This is a genomic window from Acidihalobacter sp., from assembly GCF_037381185.1.
GTDB lineage: Bacteria > Pseudomonadota > Gammaproteobacteria > DSM-5130 > Acidihalobacteraceae > Acidihalobacter_A.
On the sequence record NZ_JARRQY010000069.1, the window covers coordinates 1 to 15,062 of the forward strand.

Annotated in this window: 14 protein-coding genes and 1 tRNA gene; 8 read left to right on the forward strand and 7 right to left on the reverse strand. The window is 61.9% G+C overall.

Annotation, left to right across the window (positions count from 1 at the left end; translation table 11 throughout):
* Window positions 1–184 (forward strand): hypothetical protein (locus P8014_RS18105; protein ID WP_337818723.1); only part of this gene is annotated, 184 nt, incomplete at its 5' end.
* Window positions 170–245, forward strand: a tRNA-Glu gene (locus P8014_RS18110). The genes P8014_RS18105 and P8014_RS18110, both read left to right, overlap by 15 nt.
* Window positions 246–295: 50 nt before the next feature.
* Here the strand turns inward: P8014_RS18110 and P8014_RS18115 are convergent.
* On the reverse strand, window positions 296–763 hold the full coding sequence (locus tag P8014_RS18115) for a S24 family peptidase (protein WP_337818724.1): 468 nt from the start codon (window positions 761–763) through the stop codon (window positions 296–298).
* Window positions 764–1,849: 1,086 nt separating this feature from the next.
* Here P8014_RS18115 and P8014_RS18120 point away from each other — a divergent pair.
* On the forward strand, window positions 1,850–2,992 hold the full coding sequence (locus P8014_RS18120) for a glycosyltransferase family 4 protein (RefSeq protein WP_337818725.1): 1,143 nt from the start codon (window positions 1,850–1,852) through the stop codon (window positions 2,990–2,992).
* Between the two features lie 74 nt (window positions 2,993–3,066).
* Window positions 3,067–3,546, forward strand: a complete 480-nt coding sequence (locus P8014_RS18125) for an FHA domain-containing protein (protein ID WP_337818726.1) — start codon at window positions 3,067–3,069, stop codon at window positions 3,544–3,546.
* 52 nt (window positions 3,547–3,598) lie between these two features.
* Here the strand turns inward: P8014_RS18125 and P8014_RS18130 are convergent, their stop codons facing one another.
* From P8014_RS18130 to P8014_RS18140, 3 genes are read right to left on the reverse strand one after another with little or no spacing between them, the layout of a single operon-like run.
* Window positions 3,599–4,606 carry an NAD-dependent epimerase gene (locus tag P8014_RS18130; protein ID WP_337818727.1) on the reverse strand — a complete coding sequence of 336 codons (1,008 nt, stop codon included), beginning with the start codon at window positions 4,604–4,606 and terminating at the stop codon, window positions 3,599–3,601.
* Between the two features lie 23 nt (window positions 4,607–4,629).
* Window positions 4,630–5,946: a Vi polysaccharide biosynthesis UDP-N-acetylglucosamine C-6 dehydrogenase TviB gene (gene tviB, locus P8014_RS18135; protein WP_337818728.1), complete on the reverse strand. Its 1,317-nt coding sequence runs from the start codon at window positions 5,944–5,946 to the stop codon at window positions 4,630–4,632.
* Window positions 5,947–5,983: 37 nt separating this feature from the next.
* Window positions 5,984–6,556 (reverse strand): thioredoxin fold domain-containing protein, encoded by a 573-nt coding sequence (locus tag P8014_RS18140; protein WP_337818729.1) that lies wholly within the window; start codon window positions 6,554–6,556, stop codon window positions 5,984–5,986.
* 173 nt (window positions 6,557–6,729) lie between these two features.
* On the opposite strand from P8014_RS18140, the gene P8014_RS18145 reads away from it, so the two are divergent.
* The 4 genes from P8014_RS18145 to P8014_RS18160 all read left to right on the forward strand — a co-directional run bounded on the left by P8014_RS18145 (window position 6,730) and on the right by P8014_RS18160 (window position 11,815).
* The gene (locus P8014_RS18145) at window positions 6,730–8,562 is read left to right on the forward strand and encodes an ABC transporter ATP-binding protein/permease (protein ID WP_337818730.1); all 1,833 of its coding nucleotides are present in this window, start codon (window positions 6,730–6,732) and stop codon (window positions 8,560–8,562) included.
* A gap of 83 nt (window positions 8,563–8,645) precedes the next feature.
* The gene (gene aroC, locus P8014_RS18150; protein ID WP_337818731.1) at window positions 8,646–9,746 is read left to right on the forward strand and encodes a chorismate synthase; all 1,101 of its coding nucleotides are present in this window, start codon (window positions 8,646–8,648) and stop codon (window positions 9,744–9,746) included.
* A gap of 18 nt (window positions 9,747–9,764) precedes the next feature.
* Window positions 9,765–10,622, forward strand: coding sequence for a 23S rRNA (adenine(2030)-N(6))-methyltransferase RlmJ (rlmJ, locus tag P8014_RS18155; RefSeq protein ID WP_337818732.1), 858 nt, complete (start codon window positions 9,765–9,767; stop codon window positions 10,620–10,622).
* A 5-nt stretch (window positions 10,623–10,627) separates the two neighbouring features.
* The gene (locus P8014_RS18160; RefSeq protein WP_337818733.1) at window positions 10,628–11,815 is read left to right on the forward strand and encodes an MFS transporter; all 1,188 of its coding nucleotides are present in this window, start codon (window positions 10,628–10,630) and stop codon (window positions 11,813–11,815) included.
* Between the two features lie 16 nt (window positions 11,816–11,831).
* Here P8014_RS18160 and P8014_RS18165 read toward each other — a convergent pair whose 3' ends face one another.
* The 3 genes from P8014_RS18165 to P8014_RS18175 all read right to left on the reverse strand — a co-directional run bounded on the left by P8014_RS18165 (window position 11,832) and on the right by P8014_RS18175 (window position 14,566).
* Window positions 11,832–12,608: a TIGR01458 family HAD-type hydrolase gene (locus tag P8014_RS18165; RefSeq protein ID WP_337818734.1), complete on the reverse strand. Its 777-nt coding sequence runs from the start codon at window positions 12,606–12,608 to the stop codon at window positions 11,832–11,834.
* Window positions 12,609–12,697: 89 nt separating this feature from the next.
* Entirely contained in the window at window positions 12,698–13,786 is a 1,089-nt protein-coding gene (locus tag P8014_RS18170) for a TQO small subunit DoxD (protein WP_337818735.1), read from the reverse strand.
* 114 nt (window positions 13,787–13,900) lie between these two features.
* Window positions 13,901–14,566 (reverse strand): Crp/Fnr family transcriptional regulator, encoded by a 666-nt coding sequence (locus P8014_RS18175; protein ID WP_337818736.1) that lies wholly within the window; start codon window positions 14,564–14,566, stop codon window positions 13,901–13,903.
* Between the last annotated feature and the right edge of the window lie 496 nt (window positions 14,567–15,062).

Sequence of the window (15,062 nt, forward strand, 5' to 3'; positions counted from 1 at the left end):
GCTGAGGGCCGACCACCTTGGGAATTTTTTTCATGGTGGGAGATCGTTCGGCAGCTTATGCCGAATTCTTTCTGACCATGGTGCCGATCGGATTCCTGTTGTTGTTCACGGGAGTCATGACGGCTTTGATGTTCGGGCCAAGACAGTAACAGGCAGTACCGTTTTAGACGTCCCCATCGTCTAGAGGCCCAGGACACCGCCCTTTCACGGCGGTAACAGGGGTTCGAATCCCCTTGGGGACGCCAACATGAAAGCCCCGGCTATGGCCGGGGCTTTTTTATGCCGATCGTCCAACTCAGGGCTTGCGCCCGAACCAGATGACGCGCCCGATGATCTCCACTTTCTCCACGAACTCCTCTGCCGTCAAATGCAGCGTTTCGTAGGCGGGATTGTCGCAGGACAGGGCGACGCTGCCGTCGGGCCCGCGTTGCAGGCGCCGTACCGCCATGCCGTCGCCGTAGCGCAGCAGATGAAGCCCTTCCTCGAAAGCGTGTCCAGACTTTCTGAGATCGACCAACACGATATTGCTTGGCCGCAGAGTCGGGTTCATCGCCTCGCTGCCCAACACCACCGCACAGATATCCTCAGGGGATGCGGCGAATTCCTGCCTGAGCCATGTCAGATCGAAGCTCAGTGGTGGTTTCGGAGCTTCTGAGGGCAAGTTTTGTCCCGTGTTGGTAAGTTCCTGCATGACCGGAAAGCAGGTGTGCACGGGAAAGTGCGCGTAATAAGCCTCTACGCCGGTTTTCGGTGTTTCGAACATGGTGTTGCCCGTCGCGAGCCAATCGACGCTGACATTGGCGGCGTTGGCGATCGCTATAAGCCGGGATGTTTTGGGTTCGACTCGGCCACTCAAATAGGTTTCAAGGGTTCTGCGCGGAATCGATGTCTGTCTGGCTAGGGCCTCTCCTGACCCGGCGATCCTGCTGCAGGTGCGCAGGCGCTGTGTGAATCCGTGCAGCCAGTCCTCGGGCAGCTCTTGATGCGCGGCTTTTCGCTTTTTTGGATTAGGTTCGCTCATTAATTTGGTAGTTTTCTGCCATGATTTTTGGGATAAAAGGTTTTTAGGCCATTCTTGGGTAATTCATGGTATGAAACTGCTACTTTTGAGGGGTAAATTCTCATGGTTCGCTGAGTAATGTCTGTATATCGGTTGCACTTCCTAAAACATAAGCGTCTTGATCTATACGACTGCGATATCTCTAAAACTATCGATATTTATTATCGTCCAGTTTGGCAAAATATCGATCTACTTTCCCTCTGTGGTGGATTTTTTACTACAAATTCAAAGAATAATATGGTGTTTGTTTGGGCTGTTTGATGAATGTCAATTTGTCCATCTTGCTTGGCATTCTCCATGTCGTTTGTTTTGAGGCTGCGATTTCGGAATCGCTGATATACGCATCGTTTCGTGTCACCGTTCGATGGGGCAAAGAAGACATTGGTTTCTTGACGGTTGTTGCCGAGCATGTGCGCGGGGGCTGGGATCGTGTCCTGAAGAGCTGATTCCCTAAGCGATCAGAGCTCGCGTCAAAGTCAGCATGTTCATGGAAAAGGGAAGTGTCGGAACTCAACTGGCCGTGTGCAGTCGGTGTCTTGACGGGGGCACGATGCCTGAGAGACACGTTGCTTATTGCTCCGGCACACATGGCTTTCCCCTTCAGGGCTTGAGCATGGCCCCGAATCAAGGCGTGACTCGCAGGCGCAGGCCCTTGGCTAGGTGTGTAACGCCGCAGATCGGCCGGGCAGTCTTTTGATCGGCGCGTCCTGAGGTATTCGTGGCTCAATTCCCGTCCGGTGCTGGTAGACTTTCCGCCCATCCCGGATACCTCATGTGTACGCTGTTTTCATGACTACGCCACGCATTGCCCTTATTCGTCAGAAGTACACCAGTTTCGGCGGAGCCGAGCGTTTTGCCGCGGCTGCGCTGGAGGCGCTGGTCGAGAGCGGTGCGAGGTTGTCAGTCATCACGCGACACTGGCGCCATCAACCCGGCGTTGAGGCGGTGAAGATCAGGCCTTTCTACATCGGCAGGCTGTGGCGCGACCACGGTTTCGCAAAAACGGCCTGCGCGGTGGTTGAAACGAGAGGCTTCGACCTGGTTCAGTCGCATGAACGGCTGGCCTGTTGCGATATCTACCGTGCCGGTGACGGGGTGCATCGCGAATGGTTGCGTCAGCGGAGACGAACGATGGGTGTCTTCGGGCGGCTGGCGCAGGCATTCAGCCCCTATCATCGGCATGTGCGCTCAGCGGAGCAGCGGGTTTTTGCCAGTCCCCGGCTGCAGGCCGTGATCTGCAATTCGGAGATGGTTCGGGATGAGATATTGAAGTACTTCGGCCCGTTGGACGTGCGTTTGGAGGTTATCTACAACGCGGTCGATCTGGAGCGCTTCTCTCCTCTGTTGCGTAGCCGTTTTCGGCAGGCTCTGCTGACGAGACTGACCATACCGGAGCGTTCGCTGGTGTATCTGTTCGTGGGATCGGGCTATGCGCGCAAGGGGCTGGCGCAGGTGCTCAGAGCGCTCAAACGGTTACCCCTGCACTGTTATCTGGTCGTGGTGGGCAAGGATCGCCACATGCGCCGCTACGAGCGATTGGCACATCGTCTGGGCGTCGCGGCGCGCGTGCGTTTCGTCGGCGCTCAGGAAGAGACAGCGCCCTACTACGGAGCCGCCGACGCATTCGTGCTGCCGACCTTGTACGACCCATTTCCCAACGTGGTGCTGGAGGCGATGGCAAGCGGCCTGCCTGTCGTGACCAGCAGTAAGTGCGGCGCTGTAGACCTGATTCGCGATGGGGAGAATGGCTATGTCTGCGACGCTCTCGATGTGGATGGCTTGGTCTGGCGTATGCGCGAGCTTCTGGACCACGGAATCCGCGAGCGGCTTGGTTATGCATCGCGCAAGCTTGTAGAGGGTTGGACGGCCGAGCAGATGGCGGAGCGTCTGCTCGGCTTGTATCGCGACCTGTTGGGTGAAACGGACAGATAATCGGATAGTTGGAGCCAAGCGGTGTTTTCGGCGCGCGGAACTGGCTAGACTAAAATTAGGAACGAGGTTTGCCCATGTACGAGAGACGAAAGACCGAACGCCGACGCTGGGATAACGTATCCGCTTATCCGCTGATCGACAGCCAGGGAAATCTGGTGACGCACAACCGGCGCCGCGTGGTCGAGCGCAGGGTACGGGAGGCCGGTGATGCGGCTGATGTCGAGGAGCGGGGCCGAGAACTGCGTTTGCGCTTCCAGGGGCGTGATGTGGTGATGCATGGCGAGCATCTGGTGGTCGGTCGGCAGAGTGATTGCGATATCGTGGTGCCGGAGCCGGTCGTCTCCCGGCATCATGCCCGGATCGAGCGGCGTGGCGCGGAGTATGTGCTGATCGATTCCAGCCGTAATGGCACTTTCGTGCGTTTTCACGGTACCGAAGGCGTGCATCGGGTCAGGGGAGGCGAACTGCTACTGACCGGACCGGGCGTGATGATGCTGGGGCATGGTTTTAACGGTCATTTGCACCGCGACGTGGTGCATTTCGATCTCGGCTGAATTTATGCCCGCCGGCGGAGGGCGTCAGAACCTCCGCGCATGCTTTTCCTCTTCAGATGCCGTAATACTCCCGATACCACTCGACGAAATTTCCGATTCCGTCTTCGACGCTGGTGCCCGGCTGATAGCCCACATCTGCGACCAGATCGCTGACGTCCGCGTAGGTATCCGGCACGTCCCCGGGCTGTAGCGGTAGCAGGTTCTTTTCCGCCTTGCGCCCGAGGTGGTTCTCCAGTACCTCGATGTAGTGCATCAGTTCGACCGGTTGATTGTTGCCGATATTGTAGAGGCGGTAGGGCGCACGGCTGGTGGCGGAGTCGGGCGCGTCGCCGGACCAGTCCGGATTGGCTTGGGCAACATGGTCCAGGGTGCGGATCACGCCTTCGACGATGTCGTCGATATAGGTGAAGTCGCGCCGGTGCTTGCCGTAGTTGAAGACGTCGATGGGTTCGCCGGCGAGGATCTTGCGCGTGAACAGGAACAGCGCCATGTCCGGCCGGCCCCATGGACCGTACACGGTGAAGAAGCGCAGCCCGGTGGTCGGCAGGCCGTAGAGATGGCTGTAGGTATGCGCCATCAGCTCGTTGGCCTTCTTGCTGGCGGCGTAGAGGCTGACGGGGTGGTCGACGTTGTCGTGCACGGAAAACGGCATGCGCGTGTTGGCGCCGTAGACGGAGCTCGACGAGGCGTAGACCAGATGCTCGACGCCGTGGTGGCGACAGCCTTCGAGAATGTTGGCGAAACCGACCAGATTGGTTTCGACGTAGGCGTGCGGATTTTCCAACGAATAGCGTACGCCGGCCTGGGCGGCGAGGTTGACCACGCGCTGAGGGCGGTGTTCGGCGAACACCTTGTCCATGGCTGCACGGTCGGCGATGTCGGCGCGTATGTCGGTGTAGTTGGCATGCCCGGTCGTGCGCGCCAGGCGGGCTATTTTGAGCTCGACGTCGTAGTAGTCGTTGAGGTTGTCGATACCGATTACTTCGTCGCCGCGTTCGAGCAGACGCAGGGCGAGGTTGGAACCGATGAAGCCCGCGCTGCCGGTGATGAGTACTCGCATGTTTCCGGTGTTCTCTCGTGGATTCAGAGTCTGCCGTCGACGGCGTCGACGGGCAGCATGGACTTGACGTCGAACAGCACGCATTCGGGGCGTCCGAGCGCGCGGATGCCGGCGGCGCCGAGTTCGCGGAACTGGTCGTGCGAGACGGCCAGGATGATGGCGTCGTAGGTGCCCGGTTCCGGCTCGGTGACCGGACTGATCCCGTATTCGTGTTCGGCCTCTTGCGCATCGACCCAGGGGTCGTAGACCTCGACTTCGGCGTGGTACGCGCGGAATTCCTCGATGACGTCGACGACGCGCGTGTTGCGCAGGTCGGGGCAGTTTTCCTTGAAGGTCAGGCCGAGAACCAGGATGCGTGCACCGACGACGTGGATGCGGCGGTGCGTCATGAGTTTGAGAATGCGTTCGGCGACGTAAGCCCCCATGTCGTCGTTGATGCGCCGGCCGGCGAGAATCATCTCCGGATGATGGCCGATTTCCTGCGCCTTGTGCGTGAGGTAATAGGGGTCGACGCCGATGCAGTGGCCACCTACCAGTCCAGGCCGGAAGGGCAGGAAATTCCATTTCGTGCCGGCGGCTTCCAGTACCTCGAGGGTGTCGATGCCGAGGCGGTGGAAGAGCATCGCCAGTTCGTTGATCAGGGCGATATTGACGTCGCGCTGAGTGTTTTCGATGACCTTGGCCGCTTCGGCCACGCGGATGCTGCTGGCCAGATGCGTGCCGGCAGTGACGACGCGGGCATAGAGCGCATCGACGAAGCGTCCGGCCTCGGGGGTGGAGCCGGAGGTGACCTTGCGGATACTGGCCACGCGGTGCTGCTTGTCGCCGGGGTTGACGCGTTCCGGGCTGTAGCCGACGAAGAAATCTTCGTTCAGGCGCAGGCCGGAGGTCTGCTCGAGAATCGGCACGCAGACTTCCTCGGTCGCGCCCGGGTAGACCGTGGATTCGTAGATCACCACGTCACCCGCGCCAAGTACGCTTCCTACGGTGCGGCTGGCCGACTCCAGGGGGCTCAGGTCGGGGCGCTTGTTGCTGTCGACCGGGGTGGGCACGGTGATGACGTAAACATTGCACTCGCGAAGGTCCTGCAAATCCTCGCTGAAGTTGAGCTGCGTGGACGCACGCAGTTCCTCGGGTTCGACCTCGCGCGTGTGGTCGTGGCCTGCGCGCAATTCGGCGATGCGCTTGGCGTTGATGTCGAAGCCCAGAGTGGGCCATCGGAGTCCGAATTCGACGGCCAATGGCAAGCCGACGTAGCCCAGCCCGATGATTCCGATCCGCGTTTTTTCGATGTCGAACACTGCGCGTTTCCTTGCGTTGATCGTTGCGACGGGCTGCATTCTACTTCATTGGGCGCGAGGCGATAGCCCGTAGCCGTTAACGGACGTGTTTGATGATTGCGGTGAGGCGTCCGGCATCGGGAGCGCCGGTGAAGAAATAAGCCTTGCCGTCGTCGCCGCGGAACACCGTGACCGGGACGCCGCTGATGCCGGCTTCGGTGAGCAGCGCGGCATTGGCGTTTAGTTTGAAGACGGTCGTTTCGGTCGGTTTCGGCAGCGGCTCGATGCCGCCGTTCGGCGTATCGCCGAAATTCCAGTCGTCTTCGTTCTTGTAGAAGGCCTGGAGGGGGGACTTTGCTTCGAGGATGGCGGCGGCCTTACCAAGGCTGGTGCGCATGAGAATCCCGACCGGTACCCAGCGGACTTCGAGGCCGCCGGCCTTGACGTGAGGACGCAGTTCTTCGTAGAGCTTGTGGCAATAGGGGCAGTTGGGGTCGAAGAACACGTAGATCAGGTGCGGTCCCTTGCCTTCGACGATCGAGGTCGCCTGGTCCATCTTGCCGAGCAGCGTCGCAGCGCGGTCGTCGGCGTGTCCGGGCGTGGCGACAAGCGTCAGGCCGAGCAGCAGCAGTGTGGCGAACAGATTCTTTAGCGACGTCATGCGATTCATGTCCCTCGTCCCCATCGGTCGTTATGCTTCCGTCGAACTGCGGAACTTGTTTCGAGTCTGTATACCATAGAGCCCGGCAGGGGAACACGGCTGGGCACTCGCGTACAATCCGGCTTGACCGGCTTGGGTACGGTTGAGCGGCCCGTTCGAACGGACAGGAGAGCAGCGACAGCATGAGCCATTACAAGACCGACGCCGGGGTCAGCGCGCACCAGCGTTTCGATCGTGCGTTCTTCCGCGATGCCTGGCATCTGGCCAAGCCGTATTTCTTCAATTCCGAGGAACGCTGGGCGGCGCGCGGACTGTTCGCCCTGACGATTTTGACTACGCTCGGCGTGGTTTACATCAATGTGCGCATCACCAATTGGTACAACACCTTCTACAATGCGCTGCAGAACTATGACAGCGTTTCTTTCTGGAGGTTGTTGGGCGAGTTCGCCATTCTCGCGTTCATTTTCATCGCCCTGAGCGTCTATCAGACGTATTTGACCCAGTTGCTCGACCTGCGCTGGCGACGCTGGCTGACGGGTAGTTTCCTGACGCGTTATCTGAGTGCACGCACCTATTATCATATGGAGGTGTTCAAGCGCGGTCAGGACAACCCCGATCAGCGTATCGCCGACGACCTGTCCTCCTTTGCCCAGTCCACCAGCAACCTGTTCACGGGCATGCTCAATGCGATCACCAATCTGGTCGCGTTTACCGGTCTTCTATGGGTGCTTTCCGCCAAGGTGATCGTGCCCTGGGGCGGTGTCGAGCACCACATTCCCGGGTTCCTGGTGTGGGTGGCCCTGCTCTTCGCGGTGGCCTGGACCTGGGTGGCGGCGCGTGTCGGCAACCCCCTGATTCACCTCAACTACCATCAGCAGCGCCTGCAGGCCGACTTTCGTTTCAGCCTGATGCGCTTGCGCGAGAACAGCGAGGCGGTGGCGCTCTACGGCGGTGAAGCCAAGGAGCGGGCCAATTTCGATTACCGATTCGATCACGTGTACGGGAACTATAAGCGCCTGATCCTGCGACAAAAGCGTTTCAACTGGTTCAGCAGTTATTTCGGCCAAGTTGCGATCATTTTGCCGATTCTCGCTACGGCCTCGGCCTATTTCGCCAAAGCCGTACCCCTTGGATTCCTCATGCAGGTGGGTTCCGCTTTCGGCAACGTGCAGGGGTCCTTCGCCTATCTGGCGCAGAGCTACGACAGCTTCGCTCAATGGCATGCGGTGGTCGACCGACTGCGTGGTTTCCTCGGTCGTATCGAGGAAATCGAGGAGATGCAGGCGCAGGAACTGCGTATCAAGCGGAGTGTGGGCGAGCGCCTGCAGGTACGGGGACTGAATATCTGTCTACCTTCAGGACAGACCATCGTGAGCGACATGACGTTGAGCGTCGAACGCGGTGAACGTCTGTTGATCTCGGGACCTTCGGGGGTGGGCAAGAGCACGTTGTTGCGCGCCATGGCGGGCCTGTGGCCGTTCGGTTCGGGCGAGATCGAGCTGCCGAGCGGCGACCGCGCGCTGTTTCTGCCGCAGAGGCCGTATCTGCCGCTCGGGAGTCTGCGGAATGTGCTGCTGTATCCGTCGGGCAGCCCGGCAACGCCGGACGAGCGGCTGCATGACGTGCTGGAGGCGGTCGGCCTGCCTGCGCTCATTCCGCACCTCGGCGAACTCGAGCCTTGGTCGCAGGTGCTATCGCTGGGCGAACAGCAGCGCGTAGCCATCGCGCGCGTGCTGCTTCAGCAGCCCGATTACGTCTTCCTCGATGAGGCCACTTCAGCGTTGGACGAACCCGCGGAGCGTGCTCTGTACACGCTGCTTACCGAGACGATGCCGAATGCCGCGATCGCCAGTGTGGCGCACCGCAGCACGCTGCGGGTCTTTCATCAACGCCGCCTGAGTTTGTTAGGTGGCGGACGTTGGGTGGACGAGCCTCTCCCGCACGAAGACGCGGCGCCCGGCGAAGGCGGACTCAGTGTTGGCGTGGCGCAGGCTCCCGATGAGCCTCTGGTATGATTGAGGGCTTGGTCGTACGTCTGCCGGCACGGTCGACCGACGCTTTGGCGTAACCGGCCACGTTTACTCAGGAATTCCGCTACATGTCAGGCAACAGCATCGGCAAACTCTTCACCGTAACGTCCTTCGGCGAAAGTCACGGCGCGGCCATCGGCTGCATCGTCGACGGCTGCCCTCCAGGGCTGGAACTGAGCGAGGCGGATCTGCAGGCAGACCTCGAGCGCCGCCGTCCGGGCAAGACCCGCCACACCACGCAGCGCCGTGAACCGGACAACGTACGCATTCTGTCAGGCGTGTTCGAGGGGCGCACCACCGGCACGCCGATCGCGCTGATGATCGAGAACGTCGACCAGCGTTCCAAGGACTACGGCAAGATCATGGACCGCTTCCGTCCGGGCCATGCCGACTACACCTACTACAAGAAGTACGGTCTGCGCGACTACCGCGGCGGGGGGCGTTCCTCGGCGCGCGAGACGGCCATGCGCGTGGCCGCCGGGGCGATCGCCAAGAAGTATCTGGCCGAACGTTTCGGCGTGGCCGTGCGCGGCTATCTTTCGCAGCTCGGACCGATCCGTCCGGAAGGTTTCGACTGGTCCGTGGTCGAGGAAAATCCGTTCTTCTTTCCGGACGCCGCCAAGGTCCCCGAGCTGGAAGCCTATATGGACGCGCTGCGCAAATCGGGCGATTCCATCGGCGCGCGGGTCAACGTGGTGGCCGTGGGCGTACCGCCCGGCTGGGGCGAGCCGATCTTCGACCGGCTCGATGCCGACATCGCCCACGCCATGATGAGCATCAACGCGGTCAAGGGCGTGGAGATCGGCGCCGGCTTTGCCAGCGTGGAGCAGAAGGGCACCGAGCATCGCGACGAGATCACCCCCGAGGGTTTTCTCGGCAACAACGCCGGTGGCATCCTCGGCGGCATCTCCAGCGGCCAGGCCATTACCGTGAGCATCGCGCTCAAGCCCACCTCCAGCCTGCGTCTGCCGGGGCGTACGGTCAATCTGCAGGGCGAGCCGGTGGAAGTGGTTACCGAAGGGCGCCACGATCCCTGCGTCGGCATCCGAGCTACGCCCATCGCCGAGGCGATGCTCGCGGTCGTGCTGATGGACCACATGCTGCGCCAGCGTGCACAGAACGCCGAGGTGCACACGGAGCTGGCCGACATACCCGCGCAGACGCCCTGAATCGCAGAAACTGCGCATATGTTCGCCTATCAACATGGTTTTCACGCCGGCAACCACGCCGACGTGCTCAAGCACGTGGTGCTGCTCGCGCTGCTTGAGGCGCTGCGCCGCAAGGCCAAGCCGTTCTTCGTCCTGGACACCCACGGCGGTGACGGCTTGTACGCCTTGAACAGCGCCCAGGCGCTCAAGGTCGGGGAATACCGCGGCGGGGTGGGGCGATTGTGGGACGAGCGCGGGCTGCATCCTGCGATCGATGCCTGGTTGGATGCCGTGGCGGCGGAGAACGCCGAAGGCGAGCTGCTGCGCTATCCCGGTTCGCCGCGCCTGGTTGTGTGGCAGTTGCGGGAAAAGGACCGGCTGGTGGCGGTGGAAGGCCACAACAACGTGTTCCCGCGCCTGGCCGAAAATCTGCGCGGCCTGCCCGGTGCACGCGCCGAGCACGGCGACGGCTACCGGGCGCTCAAGGCGCATCTGCCGCCGGCCAGCGGGCGCGGGCTGGTGCTCATCGATCCGAGCTACGAGGCCCGCGGAGAGTATCAGCGCCTGACTCAGGCGCTGAAGCTGATTCACGGGCGTTTCCGCCAGGGGCTGGTCGCCGTGTGGTACCCGTTGCTGCCGAACAAACCGGCTGCAGCCTGGTTGGAGGAAGTCGCAACGCTCGGTATACCTGACATTCTGGTGGCGGAACTGAGCGTTGACGAACCGTCGTCCGGGCGCGGTCTCTACGGTAGCGGCATGCTGTTGGTGAATCCGCCGTGGGGGCTGGAGGCGATGCTGCGGGACGTGCTGCCGCTGCTGCATGCGCAGCTGTCCTTGGACGGTGCGGGCGGGTGGCGCGTGTCGACGCTGGTCGACGAGCAGGGCGGGCGCGGCTGACGCGCATGTCGCCGTTTCCCCGCGCGACTGCCGACCCTTCCACCGCAACGCCGTATTGGCGCCTGTCCGCGTTCTATTTCGTCTATTTCACAATCACCGGCGCGTTCGTGCCGTACTGGAGTCTCTATCTCCAGCATTTCGGTTATGCGCCGGTCGCCATCGGCGTGCTGGTGGCCGTGCCGATGGCGACCAAGATCGTGGCCCCCTTTCTGTGGGGGTGGCTGGCCGATCGCAGCGGCCGGCGGATGCAGGTCATTCGCCTCGGCGCACTACTTGCGGCGCTGAGTTTCATCGGCGTGTTTCTCGGCCACGGCGCCTGGTGGCTGGCGCTGGTGGTCGGGGCGTTCAGCTTTTTCTGGAACGCGGCGCTGCCCCAGTTCGAGGCCGCTACGCTGGGGCATCTGGGCGTGGCGGATCATCACTACAGCCGGATCCGCCTGTGGGGTTCGATCGGTTTCGTGGTCAGCGTGGTGCTGCTCGGCGAGGCCTTCGGCCATGTGTCGGTGACCTGGCTGGTCCCGGTCATCGCCGCGCTGTTGGCGGCGCTGTGGCTGACCAGCCTGAGCGTGCCGGCGCCGCCGGCAGTCGACCATCGAGATACCGTCGATCATCGCATGGGGGCCGTGCTGCGCCGGCCGGCGGTACTGGCCTTGTTCGCGACCTGCCTGCTGATCCAGGCCAGCCACGGGCCGTACTACGCCTTTTTCACCCTGTATCTGCGCGAGCATGGCTACAGTTCCGCCCTGACCGGCCAGCTGTGGGCGCTTGGCGTATTGGCCGAAATCGTGGTGTTTCTGTTCATGCCACGCCTGCTGCCGCGCTTCGGGGCGCGGCGCCTGCTCATCTTCGCATTGTTCGCCACCGCCGTGCGCTGGTTGCTGATCGCCGCCCTGGTCGACAGCCTGCCGGCGCTGGTGTTCGGTCAGACGCTGCATGCGGCCAGCTACGGGATCTATCATGCCGCCGCGATTCATCTGATTTACCGCTATTTCCCTGGACGCTTGCAGGGCCGGGGCCAGGCACTGTACTCCAGCGTCGGCTTCGGCGTAGGCGGTGCGCTCGGCGCCTTGGTTAGCGGTTACGTCTGGAGCGGGGTGTCGCCTGCGGCCAGTTTCGTCATGGGAGCGGCATTGGCGGCGGGCGGTGGGCTGGTGGGTTATTTCGGTCTGCGTGCGCAAACGGCGCGGCAGTGAGGCCGGGCAAGCCGGTTCAGCGCTTTTCCAGAATCCATTCGACCGCCGCCGGCAGGTCGTCCAGAAGCACCGCCCCGGGGGATTCGATGCGTCTTTCGTCACCGTTGCGGTACTTGCCGGTGCGTACGAGCAGGCCCTGCAGGCCGGCGCGCAGGGCGCCGTCGACATCGGCGGTCGCATCGTCGCCGATCATCAGCGTTTCCGCCGGTGTGCAACCCAGTGCAGCGACGGCCTGGTGGAAGAAGGCCGGGGCGGGTTTTCCCAGTACACGGGCGCGGGTGTCGGCGGCGTATTCGAGCGCGGTCTTGAACGGGCCGATATCGAGCGATAGCCCGTCAGGCTCGCGAAAGTAGCGGTTGTCGCCGAGTGCCAATAGTGGCGCGCCTTCCATCAGCAGGCGGAAGGCCGCGTTCAGGTTGTCATAGGTGAAATCCTGCGCGGCATCGCCGAGTACCACGGCATTCGGGCTGCGTGTATCCATACCGGAGAATTCGACGTGCAGTTCGGGGTGTATCAGCAGATATGGGCGTAGCGCATGATCCTTCAGATACGCGAGAGCAGCCTGCGTCGGCGTGAGAACTTCTTCCGCCGCGATCGCAAAGCCCATCGAATTAAGCCGTTCGACGAGGCTCACGCGAGGTTGTCGCGTGGTGTTGGTCACGTAACGCAGCGGCAGCCCGATGGAGCGCAGTCTCCGCAGGGCGGAGACTGCGCCTGGTAGCGCGGTGTTGCCTACATGCAGTACGCCACTGAGGTCGAGCAGGACGCCTCGGATGGACAGGGGCTCGTTCATCCCGGTATCGCAGTCGTGAGTCTGCCGTCAATGCTAATGCGGCCGAGCGCGCGATGCACGGGGCGTATGAACCTATCCTCCGCTCGGCATCACTTCAATGTGAACGGGAGTTTCCATTGCTTGCCGTCGATATCGCGCAGGCGCAGCGTATAGCTGCCTGCCTGCAGGTTCGCGAGACCGGGCAGGTCGATGCGGGCCTTGGCGCCGGTCACGCCGCCGATGCCGTAGGCGGTCGGTTTGAACTGCGATGCCCAGGCTTGCGTGAAACGGTTGTCTATGGCCTTGGAGGGCAGCGAACTGAGCCGTTGTCCGCTCCACTGTTCGACCGGATTGCCCCGGGCATTGAGCAGTTCGGCTCCGATCAGGTACAGCTTGCCGGTGTCGGGGCCGGCATTCACGTAGGCGGAGAAGCGTACGCTGCCGTCGGCGGTTGCCGTCGCGTCACTCAAGGCGAGCGAGTAGTGGTGGAAATTGACCCGTGCGTGCAGAGGCGTAAAGACGGCGCCGTGTAGATACTGGTAGAAACCGGCGGTGAACAGCAGTGATAACAGGCCTAGCGCGATGCCCCAGCGGCGCGTGACCTCGAGTGGCAGGGGGCCGGAAAACAGCAGGCGAAACCAGCCCCGCTCGGAGAGCGCGTTCGAGCGATTGGCCAGCCACTGGTCGAGAGACCAGCTGCCGCCGCCGGTGAGCATGAGCGTGGTTCCCATGGCGAAGCCGGCGGCCGCCATGGTCCACTCGTCCACGCAGGTCGAGCCCATCCAGCCGAAGATGAGCATCAGCGAGACGTTGAGGCCCATGCTGGCAAAGGCCAAGAAGCGGGTGGCGATACCCAGGATCAGGCCGACGCCGACGACCAGTTCCACCAGCGTCCAGAACCAGACCATGAAGTGCAGGAAGCTGCCGTGCAGCACGATCCATTCGATCAGTCCGGGGAACATCGAGCCGGGCATGGCGTGGACCAGCTTGTTGGCCACGTAGCCTGCCACGCTCGGATCCATCTTCACCGCGTAAAGACTGCCGTGGGCGGAATGGAAATCGTAGAACAGCCTGCGCGAGGCGCCGCCCCAGAAGATCCAGCCCTGTACCAGTCGCACGCCGAGCGCCATGATGCCGACGAGGGCAAACAGGCTTTCGGGCGTCCAGGCACGGTTGTTGGATGAATGGGTGGTCTGCATGGGTCAGCCTCCTGCTGCGCTATGTCCGTGGAAAGATAGCGTTCGACCTGCGGCATGGCGGCAAGTTCATTAGAATATGATTATTTTTTCTCGTGGATTTTGTGTGGATCGGCATCAGTTCCCGATCAGATAGGTGCGCAAGGCGACGAGATCCTTGATGATGACTTCGGCGCCGTGCAATTCGAGCAGGCCGGCGTTGCGCAGCCGCTGCACCAGGCGTGAAAAGGTCTCCGGCGTGATGCCTAGACGCGAGGCAATGACCTGTTTGAACGCCGTGAGTGTGGTGCTGGCGCTGCGCTCGCATTCCACGATCAGATAGTTGACCAGACGGTAGGTGGCGTCGTGCAGGGTCAGTTTCTCGATTTCCTGCACCAGTCCGTGTACGCGCATGCTCAACTGGCCCAGCATGCGCAGCGCGAGTCGGTTGTTTTCGTACAGCAAACCGAGGAAGCGTTGGTTGGTCAGGCCCAGTACGACGCTGTCGTCGACGGCCTGAGCGGTGACCGGGTAGCGTGTGGCGTCCATGAACATGACCGCCTCGGCGAAGGATTCGCCGGGGCGGATCATTTCGATCACTTTTTCCTCGCCGTCGCTGGACAGGCGCGTCAGTTTGATGAGGCCGCTGTCGACCACGTAGTACCGCTGCGCCTCGTCGCCCTGCAGGAACAGGGTGCTGCCGGCGGCGAGTGTTACGCGGCGCATGTCGGCGGCGGCTTCGGCGAGTTGGGCGTCGTCGAGGGCGGAGAACAGGGGGCAGTTGCGTAGGGTGTCGAGGCTCACAGGGCAGCTGATCGAATCGGAGGGAAGTCCGATTCTAGTGCACTGTGCGGTTGTTACTCCGTAATCGACGATATTGCTAGGCAATATGTTGGATTTCGGGTTTGGGTGGTTTATTTCGGGCGCGATTCGGATGATGGCAGCTCTAATCTGAATTGGTGACGCGCCCGAGTACCTTTCTTTAGCACGCCCAAAGAAAGGTACGAAAGACAGGCGCCCGAAAGGCCTTGACCCTACGGGCAAACCACGAGCACACACCCCGTCACGGGGCACCGCAGCCATTCGCATCCCTGCGAAAGGCTGCTCGGGCGGTCTCCCTGCCGCCCGACCCCGCGCCGGGGCGCACGCTCGAGGCAAGGCCTAACGGGAATCGACAAGATAAAATAGAACGTACCCAAGCCACTGAACTACGAATCGGAAACGTAGGTTGGGGTAAGCGAAGCGCACCCCAACGCGGACGGCGCAGCTCATGTTGGGGTTCGTTGCACTCACCCCCAAC